Raw genomic sequence first — 10,775 nt, 5'->3', positions numbered from 1 at the left:
TGAAGGGAGTGCCCTGCATCATGTGCAGCACCATGGCCCACAGCTTGGCGCTGGTTTCCCGCCACTCTGGCCTGTCATCGCCAAAGCGGGAGACGGCACGGGGCAGGTCGTGGTTGCCGAGAAACAGGCTGTTCCAGCCACGCCCATGCAACCCCTGCTGGTGGCGGGTCATGGCTCGCTTGAAGGCGAGGGGATCAAAGCGGGATGACCACTTGTCACTGCCCAGCCCCAGATGCTCGAAGTTGAACACCATGCTGAACTCGCTGCCATCCGTGCTGGAGTAGCGCTGCATATGGGCGAGATCGGCCCCCCAGGTCTCCCCCACCGTAATGATCCCCTTGCCGCCGAAGCTCGCAGCATTGAGCTCACGGATATAGTCGTGCAGGCGCGGGCCATTGCTCATGGCAAGTCGGTCCCACACCTTGCTCACCATGTCGATCACATCGAAGCGAAATCCCTTGATCCCTTTGCCCAGCCAGAAGTTGATCACCTCTGCCATCTCGGCCCGCACCGCCGGGTTGTCCCAGTCCAGATCGGCTTGGCTCGCATCGAAGTTGTGCAGGTAGTAGCGATCAAGCGCTGGTACATACTGCCAGCCGCTACCACCAAAAATCGAGGTGATGGGGTGAGCGTTGACAAAGGCTTGGTCGCGAAATACGTAGTACTCCTGATAACGGGGATCCCCCGCCAGCGCCTGCCTGAACCACGCGTGCTCGGTGGAGGTGTGGTTGGCGACGATATCCATCATGATGCCGATGCCGCGGGCAGCCGCTTCGCTGATCAGCTGTTCCATCTCGACCAAGGTGCCGAAGGCGGGGTCGATGGTGCGGTAGTCCGCCACGTCATAGCCGTTGTCCCGCTTGGGGGAGCGATAGATGGGGGTGAGCCAGATCAGGTCAACACCCAGTTGCGCTAGATAGTCGAGGCGCTGGCGGATGCCGTTGATATCGCCCATTCCGTCGCCATCGCTGTCCTGAAAACTCATGGGGTAGATTTGGTAGATGACACAGCTATCGAGGTCGATATCGGGTGTGTGGATGGTCCGCGGGTTCATCAGCTTGGCCGGTTGGGGGAGAAGATTTTCTATCTTACGCAGATGAACGGGTACTCGACAGAGCAGGGGAAACCTTGAAAAGGGTTCCATAGTTGGCTGATTGCCAAAAGTGCGGGAAGGGTCACAAAGGTGCCATCCCAAGCCACGGTAGTGGTCGGGATGGCACGGCACTTAGCGCTGATGCTATGCAGGAATATAGGTTATTGAGCAGCCTTGGCCTGCTCGCTGCGCTGCTCCTGCTGGCGTTCGGTCTGCGCCTCCAGCTCCTTGCCGAGGAAGTAGTTCAGGAAGGTGCGGATCACCGCGATGATGGCAAGGCGGATCAGCTCCTCCTTGCTCGGCGCCACCGTGGTGGCCAGGATGTCGGCGGCCAGCTGGAACTCCAGCGCCAGAATGAGCCAGCTGCCAAAACAGAGGCGAATGCGGGGAAAGCCCGGTTCGTGATCCTCCATCCGTGCCGCCAGCCAGAGGGTCTTGCCAAGCCCTATCACCACACAGGCGATGGAGATGATCTCCAGCAGCAGCTGGAACAGCTCGACCCCGTGCATCATCCCTTCTCTCAGGCTTGCTATCTCAAACACTCGGGTCACCTCCCTGATTCAAAAGAGGACACTATTAACACATCACTCGGCAAAGGCCAAATCCGGTTCAGGCAATCAGTTTGAATTCAATCACATAGAGCGGCGGCAGATCAGGGTAGATGTCGCGGATCACATCTTTAAGCTCGGGGAGGGTCATGTTCTCCTGACGGGCGTGCTCCTCATTCAGTTCATCGAAGGCCACTGCGTTGACTGAGAGCACCTCGATGGTGCCAAAGGGCTGGTGCTCCGGGTTGGTGAAGAGGGCCAGCTGCTGGCCGGGCTGCCAGTTGGCTTCGCTCTCGTCGCGGATGGTGATGGTCTTGCGGCCCGCCTGAATGTCGGCAACGAAGCGGCTGAAGAAGGTGAACTCTGGATAGGTGTGAGTAGACATGGTGACTCCTGACAGGGTGAATCGAAATGGGATGAATGGAAATCAAAGGTCGAGATAGGCGCGCAGCCTGGCCAGATCGGCGATAACGGGGCCGTCGCTGCCGTCGGCAACTATGCCCTGTTCGACCAGCTCCTTGAGGGCACGCCGGTAAACCCGCTCGGTGGTGCCGAAGCGCGCCGCTTCATGGGCTCGCTTGCGTGACCCCAGCATGGGGGTGCGCTGGCGTTCTCGCCACAGTTCATAGGCGATGTTGTAGGCAATGGGGTGGAGCAGCCGGCTGGTGGTGATCTCCAGGGTATCGAGATAGTCGCTGGCAAGCGCCGCAGCGAAAAAGAGGGTCAGCTCCGGCTCGACCAGTAGGCGTTGGGCCAGCTTGTGAGCACAGATGACTCGGGCGTCCAGCTCGGTCTCGGCCACCACGTTCCACTGCACCGGGGTGGCGCTGAAGAACTCCATTTCGCCGAAGATCTGGCTGTGACACTCAATCTCGCCAAGCTGGAAGATGCGGCCCGAGTGAACCGCACTGTTGAGGGAGACCCGCCCTGCGCTCACCAGATAGAGCTGCTCGCTCAGCTCCCCTTGGCGCATGATCGATTCGCCCGGCAGGTAGCGACGCAGAAACAGGGTGCACGCTTCCAGCGCCGCGGCAAAGCGGGGTTCCAGTTTGGCGAGTTCGGCGTGAAAACGACCGAGGGGATAGGGCTGTTGCTGCATGACGTACCTGTCGCACCGATGACGGGGGCCATGAGGCTAGCAAGAGCACGGGCCGGATACCAGCCCGCCTCCTGTCGAATGTGCCGTGATTAACGATTTGCGGGTTATTGCACCAGGGCGTGGAGGGCGGCGGCGATGGCGTTTCGCTCGCCGTTCATCATGGCCTGCTCGGCGTTGGCGTATTCATTGACCCCATCTTGCACATCCTGCTCGAACAGCACCACGTTGCAGAGCACGGCGGCAACCCGTACCTTGCGCAGGCGCCCCACGGCCAGCAGGGAGGCGCTCTCCATGTCTGCGCCGAGCACGCCACGGGCATGCCAGTAGCGGCACACCTCCTGCTCGTCATCCCGATAGAAGCTGTCGTGGGAGCGCACCAGCCCGTGCCAATGAGGTTGGCCGCTGGCCGCTACCTGATTGAGCAGGGCGGCCTGCAGCCAGATGTCGGCACAGGCGGGGTACTCGGCAGGCAGGTAGGCCTGCGAGGCCCCCTCATTGCGTACCGCCCCTTCCACCACGATAAGGTCGCCAAGGCCGATGTCGTGCTGCAGGGCGCCGGCGGAGCCGACCCGAATAAGCGAGCGGGCCCCCGCCTGCACCAGCTCCTCCAGCGCTATGATGGCCGAGGCACCGCCGATGCCGGTGCTGCAAACCGTGATCGGCACTCCCTGATAACGGCCATTGATGAGACGAAACTCCCGGTTTTGCCCCAGCACCTCACACTGTTCGAGCTGGCTGGCGATGCGATCAACCCGGGCCGGGTCGCCGCACAGCACCACCCGCTCGGCAATCTGGTCGGGGCGGCACTGGAGGTGAGGTAGCAGCGTCATGGCTTACACCCCCTGTGGCTGGCGCTTGGCGGCAATCACCCAGAGGCGGGTGCCGTTGGCGGCGATAAAGAGCAGGATCAGGTATTCGAGCGACATGGCGTAGACACCCTGCGCGGCATAGATACCGATGCTGATGATGTTGATGACCACCCAGAGGATCCAGTTCTCCACGTATTTGCGGGTCATCAGGATCTGTGCCACTACCGAGAGCACCGTCATGGTGGCATCCCAGAACGGGAAGGCATCAGGGGAAGGCTCGGGAGTGGCGAGTCCGGCACCAAACAGGTTGAGCAACGCGACCGAGGTTCGCGCCAGCGCCGCAAATACCGGGTCGATATAACGGGTCAGCAGGGCGATGGCCAGCACGCTCACCAATGCAGTGACGATGAGCTTGGATTTGCTGAGCCAGCGGATCTGCAGGGTATCCCCCTGAGCGTTGGCGGGACGGGTCCAGGCGTACCAGCCGTAGACGTTGGCGCAGAAGAAGAACAGCTGCAGCAGCAACAGCCCGTAGAGCTGGATCTGGAAGAAGATGATGGCAAACAGGGTGACGTTGATAAGACCGAACAGGTAGTTGATGGTCTTCTCCTGACTGGCGAACCAGATACAGGCCAGACCGAACAGGGTACCGATGGCTTCAATCCACGACATGGCGTAGCCGCCACCCAGCGGGATGGTCACCAGGGTGTTATTGATGCTGAACAGCTCGAATATGCTCATTTTCTGATCCTTGGCATGGAGGTAGTGCGAGGGTGCCATTCTAGGTGGCGCGGCAGCTGCCGGGCAGGACTTTTGTCCCCCCTGTGCTTGGCACACATCAAAGAAATCCAATCCGATGACCGCCTATTCAAGCACTGATGGGTTATGGTGCGATAGCTGGCCGGACTTTATTGATATGTAACAAGACCATAGCTTCATGACTGTGGTCTGATAGAGTCCACTCTCCGGGAGGAGAATCGTGTTGTAAAAGGAGGTTTCATTGAATTCCGAGCTTGTCTGGGTGCTCTCTCTGCTGGCGGGTGCCATCTATCTCTTCATGACCAATAAAGTCCGGATGGACGTGGTCGCCCTGTTGATCATTATCCTCTTTGTGCTGAGCGGCACCCTCACTCTGCCGGAGGCGCTGGCGGGCTTCAGTGATCCCAACGTCATTCTGATTGCCGCCCTGTTCGTGGTCGGGGATGGGTTGGTGCGCACCGGTATCGCCTATCAGGTGGGGGATGCGCTGGTGAAGGTGGCGGGCAGCAGCGAGACCAAGCTGCTGGTGCTGCTGATGGTGGCGGTGGCGAGTCTGGGGGCTGTGATGAGCAGCACCGGGGTGGTGGCCATCTTTATCCCGGTGGTGCTGAGCGTGGCGAACCGGATGGGGATTCCGGCTGGTCGCCTGATGATGCCGCTCGGTTTTGCCGGGCTTATCAGCGGCATGATGACGCTGGTGGCGACACCGCCCAACATGGTGGTCAACAGTGAACTGATGCGCCATGGCATTCACGGCTTCACCTTTTTCAGCTTCACACCGCTCGGTGCCCTGATCCTGCTGTGCGGGATTGTCTACATGCTGCTGGTGCGTGGCTCCCTGGTGGGCGAGGGGGAAGAGGGCAAAGGCAAACAGAGCGGACGCCGCACCTTTCGCGACCTTATCCGCGACTATCGCCTTACCGGCCGGGCTCGCCGGTTGGCGCTGCGGCCCGATTCACCGCTGATTGGCCATACCCTGGATGAGCTGCAACTGCGCGCCCGCTATGGCGCCCACGTCATCGGGGTAGAGCGCTGGCGCAAGTTTCGCCGGGTGATGGTGCCGGTCTCGGGGATCAGTGAATTTCAGGCCAGGGATGTGCTGCTGATCGACATGTCCGATCCCGAGATCGACATTCGCGAGTTTTGCAGCGAGGCGCGCCTTGAGCCGATGATCCTGCGCGGCGAGTACTTCTCCGATCAGGCGCGGGAGGTGGGGATGGCCGAGGTGTCGCTTATTCCCGAGTCGAGCCTGCTTGGTAAAACCGTGCGCGAGGTGACCTTCCGCTCCACCTACGGTTTGAGCGTGGTGGGGCTGCGCCGGGATGGCGAGACGATGGGGGGCAAGCTGGTGGATGAGCCGCTGCAGATGGGGGATACCCTGCTGGTGGTGGGCAACTGGAGTCATATCCGGCTGCTGCAAACCCACAGCCGTGACTTTCTGCTGATGGGGCTGCCAGCCGAGGTAGACGAGATGGCGCCGGCCCGCAGTCAGGCTATCCACGCCCTTATCTCCCTCGGGGTGATGATCCTGCTGATGGTGACCGATCCGGTGCCCAACGTCATTGCCGCGCTGATCGCCTGTCTGCTGATGGGCAAGTTTCGCTGCATCGATATGGAGAGCGCCTACAAGTCAATTCACTGGCCGACCCTGATCCTGATTGTCGGCATGCTCCCCTTTGCGCTGGCGCTGCAAAAAACCGGCGGGGTGGATCTCATTGTGGGCGGGTTGATGAGCGCAGTGGGGGAGATGGGGCCGCGGGTGATGCTGGCCAGTCTGTTTGCCCTCTGCGCAGTGATCGGTTTGTTCATCTCCAACACGGCGACGGCGGTATTGATGGCGCCGATTGCTTTGGGCACGGCGCAGCAGATGGGGGTATCGTCCTATCCGTTTGCCATGACTATCGCCATCGCAGCCTCTGCTGCCTTCATGACGCCGGTCTCGTCACCGGTGAATACCTTGGTATTGGGGCCGGGCAACTACAAGTTCGCCGACTTTATTCGCATCGGCGTGCCCTTTACCCTGCTGGTAATGGCGGTGAGCGTGGTAGCCATTCCCTGGTTCTTCCCGTTCTGACCATTCGATGCAAATAGGTGTTTATCTGGCGGCCTGCGGGCCGCTTTTTTATGGACGATGAGAAGGTCGGGAAGGGGGATCAGCAGGAGAGTGGGCAAAAAGAGGCAAATTTCAGATACAAAAAAACCAGCATAAAGCTGGTCTGTTTGGTACTTCTTTCAATGGTGCGGAAGGAGAGACTCGAACTCTCACGCCTAGGGCGCCAGAACCTAAATCTGGTGCGTCTACCAATTTCGCCACTTCCGCAAATTGATGGTGGCTATGACGGGATTCGAACCTGTGACCCCCGCATTATGAGTGCGATGCTCTAACCAACTGAGCTACATAGCCTTTGTTATCGACCACAAAGTGGAAGAGAACAGAATAATGGCTGGGGCACTAGGATTCGAACCTAGGTATGGCGAGATCAAAACCCGCTGCCTTACCGCTTGGCGATGCCCCAACAGTGATGCCTGACAGAAACTATCAAACACCTTTAAAAAATGGCTGGGGCACTAGGATTCGAACCTAGGTATGGCGAGATCAAAACCCGCTGCCTTACCGCTTGGCGATGCCCCAACTAAGGATGGTGGCTATGACGGGATTCGAACCTGTGACCCCCGCATTATGAGTGCGATGCTCTAACCAACTGAGCTACATAGCCAACCTTGCTTCCGGTGAGTCGTTACCTCGTCACCGTGCGGGCCGAATTATGCGTATCTGGCTCTGGGGCGTCAACCATTTTTTTGCCAGAAAAACTCAATTTGAGTGCGTTTGGCCAGTTATTGGTCTCTGTTGCGCAAAAGCCCAACAATCTGCATTTTTTTACGTCATCTCCTGCTTTGGTGTAACGGCAAAAGATAAAAACGCAGGCTTGTGAGGGTTGCCTTGTCATAGGGTAGAGAGGAGAGAAAAGGGGGTTGCCACTGGGAGAGAAGAGTGTTTGGCTCCTTTCTATGTCGTCCAGCTGCTACTTTTTAAATCAATATGTTATTCGATGGTCACTCACAGCAGGGTTGTCTTGTGGGGATTTGCCGCTACAAACGGGTAAACAGGGAGATTTTTGGCATGCCAGTCACCTTTGCAAGGCGCTTTTTGCGGTTTTGAGTGTTGCCTGCACGGCTGCATTCCCCGATTGCAATATGGGTTGTTGTCATTTGAGTTCTACAGAAGTGGTTTCTGGCCAGCAGGCCGGGAGTGAGCGTCATTTTTGCGAGCCGTCTCACCCCTCTTTCCCCTGACGCAACCCGGTCAAGTCGGTAAGCTTGGGAGAGTCACCAAAGGCAAGGACGCCCGATGAACTTCACTTTTCGCCAGATCCGCTATTTTGTGGCTGTTGCCGACAGTCTGTCGGTGAGCCGCGCAGCCCAGGAGCTGCACATCTCCCAGTCCGCCGTCACCGGCGCCATTCGCGAGCTGGAGGAGGGGGTGGGCGCCACCCTGTTCGAGCGGGGCCCGCGCGGAGTGACGCTCACCCCTCAGGGCCACCAGTTTCTGCTCCATGCCCGGCGCATCCTCGGCGCCATGAGCGATGCGGCCCATTCCCTGAAAGGAACCGCACGCGAAGAGGAGGGGAGCCTCACCATAGGTGTCACCAGTCTGGTGGCGGGTTACTACCTCTCCGATGCCCTCGGCCGCTTTCGCCGCCTCTTTCCGGCTGTGCATATAGAAGTGAAAGAGGATGAGCAGGCGTTTCTCGAGCACCAGCTGGTCAATGGCGAGATCGATGTGGGGCTCTTGATGACCAACCGCACCATCCGCCACGAGGCGTTCGATACCGAGTTGCTGACCCGTTCACCGCTGCGGCTCTGGTTGCCGGTCAATCACCCCCTCTGCGCCCAGCCCTCCATCTCGTTGACCGAACTGGCCAACGAGCCGCTCATCGCCCTCACCGCCGACCAGATGGAGCAGGTGATTCAGGCTGGACTGCGTCGTTATGGCCTGCGGCCGCGCATCGTGCTGCGCACCGGTTCGGTGGAAGCGGTGCGCAGTCTGGTGACCAGCCATCTCGGTCTGGCCCTGCTGCCGGATTTTGCCTACCGCCCCTGGTCGCTGGAGCAGGAGCGGGTGGAGGCGCGGGAGATCAAGGAGCCGATCCCAGCCATCGATATCGGGCTGGTGTGGCGACGTGGCTCGCGTCTGCCGTGGGCGGCGCGCGAATTTATTGAAATAGCCAAGGAGCAGGGGCGGCTGCGCGCCCGGCTCGGGCCGGCCAGATAGGGTTCATACGACGTCGGTATCACTTTTCCCGATAGCTTGGCCCCTGAAAATTGAAATTCTCATTGCTCTCTCCTTCCCCTACGCTCACTCAAGCGTTAACAGGATGTTAATTCACTACTGGAGAAGGAGATCACCATGAGACTGACCGCACTCTGTCTCGGATTGCTGGCGTCGTCCCTGCCGCTGCACGCAGCGCAGAAAGGGGAGGGACAGGTTGACATCGTCGCCTGGGCCGGCTACGTGGAGCGGGGCGAAACCGACAAGAACTACGACTGGGTGACCGGTTTCGAGCAGGCTACCGGCTGCAAGGTGACGGTGAAGACCGCCGCTACGTCGGACGAGATGGTCGCCCTGATGAATGAAGGGGGCTTCGATCTGGTGACCGCCTCGGGAGATGCCAGTCTGCGTCTCATCGCCGGTGGCAAGGTGCAACCCCTCGAACTGTCGCGCATCCCCAGCTGGAGCAAGGTTGATCCCCGTCTGCAAAATGCCCCCTGGCACACGGTAAACGGCAAGCACTACGGCGTGCCTTACCAGTGGGGCTCCAACGTTCTGATGTACAACACCAAGGTCTTCCCCAAGGCGCCCGACTCCTGGTCCGTGGCATTCGAAGCCCAGACCCTGCCCGATGGCAAGCCCAACAAGGGGCGTATTCAGGCCTTTGATGGCCCCATCTATATCGCCGATGCCGCTCTCTATCTGATGACGCACAAGCCGGAGCTGGGGATCAAGGATCCCTACGAGCTGAATGAGGATCAGTACAAGGCGGCGCTGGAGCTGCTGCGCCAGCAGCGGCAACTGGTCGGTCGCTATTGGCACGATGCCTTTGTGCAGATCGACGACTTCAAGAATGAAGGGGTAGTGGCGTCGAGTTCCTGGCCGTTCCAGGCCAATACGCTGGCCGCGGACAAGCAGCCGGTTGCCACCGTGGTACCCAAAGAGGGGGTCACCGGCTGGGCCGATACCACCATGCTGCATGCCGAAGCCAAACACCCGGTTTGTGCCTATCAGTGGCTCGAACACTCCCTCGACAACAAGCTGCAGGGGGATCTCGCCTCCTGGTTTGGTTCCGTGCCGGTGGTTCCCGCGGCTTGCCAGGGCAATTCCCTGCTTGGCGCCGAGGGGTGCAAGACCAACGGAGCTGACAACTTCGCCCGGGTGCACTTCTGGCGTACCCCGGTCAGCCAGTGCAAGAGCCAGGGAACCTGCGTCCCTTACTACCGCTGGGTCTCCGATTACATCGCCATTCTTGGCGGCCGCTGACACGTCCGGGCCGGCTTGCCGGCCCCTCACTCTGGAGTCAATTCATGCACGCAGTTCAGTTTGAACGGGTGAGCCGTCACTATGGCGCCGTCAAGGCGGTGGACGAGGTGTCGCTGGCTATTGCGCCGGGGGAGTTCTTCTCCCTGCTGGGGCCGAGCGGTTCCGGCAAGACCACCTGTCTGCGGATGCTGGCCGGGTTCGAGTACCCGACCGGTGGCACCATCCGCCTCTTTGGCGAGGAGTGCTCGACGCGTCCACCCTACGAGCGCCCACTCAATACCGTCTTTCAGGATTACGCCCTCTTTCCCAACATGAATGTGCGGGACAACATCGCCTACGGGCTGATGATCAAGGGGATCGACAAGGTCACCCGCCACCGCCGCGCCGACGAGATGCTCGAACTGGTGCGCCTGCCCGGGGTGGGGGATCGCCGCCCGGGTCAGCTCTCCGGTGGCCAGCGCCAGCGCATCGCCATCGCCCGCGCCCTCATCAACCAGCCGCGGGTGCTGCTGCTGGATGAACCGCTCGGCGCCCTCGATCTCAAGCTGCGCGAGCAGATGCAGCTCGAACTCAAGGCGCTGCAGCGCCAGCTCGGCATCACCTTTATCTTCGTGACCCACGATCAGCAGGAGGCGCTCTCCATGAGCGATCGCATCTGCATCTTCAATCAGGGTCGCATCGAGCAGGTCGCCTCTCCCGAGACCATCTACGACACGCCAGCCACCCCCTTCGTGGCCCGCTTTGTCGGCAGCGTCAACCTGTTCGAAGGAGAAGCCGCCCGCCGTCTCACCGGCCAGAGCGGTCAGGTGATGGTGCGTCCGGAGCGGATCCGCCTCGCCACGGCCGGAGTGCCCGGCTGGTCCGGCGAGGTGCGCGAGGTGGAGTATCTCGGCCCCTATGTGCGCTACCGGGTGCGTATCGACAGTGATAT

10 protein-coding genes and 5 tRNA genes are annotated in these 10,775 nt (G+C 60.2%); 4 read left to right on the top strand and 11 right to left on the bottom strand.

Features of this window, described 5'->3' with window-relative positions; genetic code table 11:
* From AACS24_RS11740 to pnuC, 6 genes are all read right to left on the bottom strand, one after another.
* Window positions 1–1,054 (bottom strand): alpha-amylase family glycosyl hydrolase (locus tag AACS24_RS11740; RefSeq protein WP_258222916.1); only part of this gene is annotated, 1,054 nt, incomplete at its 3' end.
* A gap of 200 nt (window positions 1,055–1,254) precedes the next feature.
* Complete coding sequence (locus AACS24_RS11735) at window positions 1,255–1,635, bottom strand: DUF1622 domain-containing protein (RefSeq protein WP_033115688.1); 381 nt, start codon at window positions 1,633–1,635, stop codon at window positions 1,255–1,257.
* A 67-nt stretch (window positions 1,636–1,702) separates the two neighbouring features.
* Window positions 1,703–2,026, bottom strand: coding sequence for a N(4)-acetylcytidine aminohydrolase (yqfB, locus tag AACS24_RS11730; RefSeq protein WP_108570777.1), 324 nt, complete (start codon window positions 2,024–2,026; stop codon window positions 1,703–1,705).
* A gap of 42 nt (window positions 2,027–2,068) precedes the next feature.
* Window positions 2,069–2,740 (bottom strand): Crp/Fnr family transcriptional regulator, encoded by a 672-nt coding sequence (locus tag AACS24_RS11725; RefSeq protein WP_108570776.1) that lies wholly within the window; start codon window positions 2,738–2,740, stop codon window positions 2,069–2,071.
* 104 nt (window positions 2,741–2,844) lie between these two features.
* A complete protein-coding gene (locus tag AACS24_RS11720; protein ID WP_108570775.1) occupies window positions 2,845–3,570 on the bottom strand; it encodes a nucleoside phosphorylase in 726 nt (241 codons plus the stop codon).
* Window positions 3,571–3,573: 3 nt separating this feature from the next.
* Entirely contained in the window at window positions 3,574–4,290 is a 717-nt protein-coding gene (gene pnuC / locus AACS24_RS11715) for a nicotinamide riboside transporter PnuC (protein WP_033115684.1), read from the bottom strand.
* Window positions 4,291–4,549: 259 nt separating this feature from the next.
* Between pnuC and AACS24_RS11710 the strand changes: the two genes are divergently transcribed.
* Window positions 4,550–6,382, top strand: coding sequence for an SLC13 family permease (locus AACS24_RS11710; RefSeq protein WP_108570774.1), 1,833 nt, complete (start codon window positions 4,550–4,552; stop codon window positions 6,380–6,382).
* 162 nt (window positions 6,383–6,544) lie between these two features.
* On the opposite strand, the gene AACS24_RS11705 is transcribed toward AACS24_RS11710, so the two are convergent.
* The 5 genes from AACS24_RS11705 to AACS24_RS11685 all read right to left on the bottom strand — a co-directional run bounded on the left by AACS24_RS11705 (window position 6,545) and on the right by AACS24_RS11685 (window position 7,025).
* Window positions 6,545–6,628: transfer RNA gene (locus AACS24_RS11705), tRNA-Leu, on the bottom strand.
* A 7-nt stretch (window positions 6,629–6,635) separates the two neighbouring features.
* Window positions 6,636–6,712 (bottom strand) — tRNA-Met (locus AACS24_RS11700).
* A 37-nt stretch (window positions 6,713–6,749) separates the two neighbouring features.
* Window positions 6,750–6,824: transfer RNA gene (locus AACS24_RS11695), tRNA-Gln, on the bottom strand.
* Window positions 6,825–6,865: 41 nt separating this feature from the next.
* Window positions 6,866–6,940 (bottom strand) — tRNA-Gln (locus AACS24_RS11690).
* Between the two features lie 8 nt (window positions 6,941–6,948).
* Window positions 6,949–7,025 (bottom strand) — tRNA-Met (locus AACS24_RS11685).
* A 632-nt stretch (window positions 7,026–7,657) separates the two neighbouring features.
* Here AACS24_RS11685 and AACS24_RS11680 point away from each other — a divergent pair.
* The 3 genes from AACS24_RS11680 to AACS24_RS11670 all read left to right on the top strand — a co-directional run.
* Window positions 7,658–8,581 carry a LysR family transcriptional regulator gene (locus tag AACS24_RS11680; RefSeq protein WP_033115308.1) on the top strand — a complete coding sequence of 308 codons (924 nt, stop codon included), beginning with the start codon at window positions 7,658–7,660 and terminating at the stop codon, window positions 8,579–8,581.
* 135 nt (window positions 8,582–8,716) lie between these two features.
* The gene (locus AACS24_RS11675; RefSeq protein ID WP_108570773.1) at window positions 8,717–9,844 is read left to right on the top strand and encodes an ABC transporter substrate-binding protein; all 1,128 of its coding nucleotides are present in this window, start codon (window positions 8,717–8,719) and stop codon (window positions 9,842–9,844) included.
* Window positions 9,845–9,888: 44 nt separating this feature from the next.
* A partial coding sequence (locus tag AACS24_RS11670) for an ABC transporter ATP-binding protein (RefSeq protein WP_108570772.1) occupies window positions 9,889–10,775 on the top strand: 887 nt, incomplete at its 3' end.

Source organism: Aeromonas sp. HMWF016, from assembly GCF_963878195.1.
Classification (GTDB): Bacteria; Pseudomonadota; Gammaproteobacteria; order Enterobacterales; family Aeromonadaceae; genus Aeromonas; species Aeromonas lacus.
This window is presented reverse-complemented; position numbering and strand designations above follow the sequence as displayed.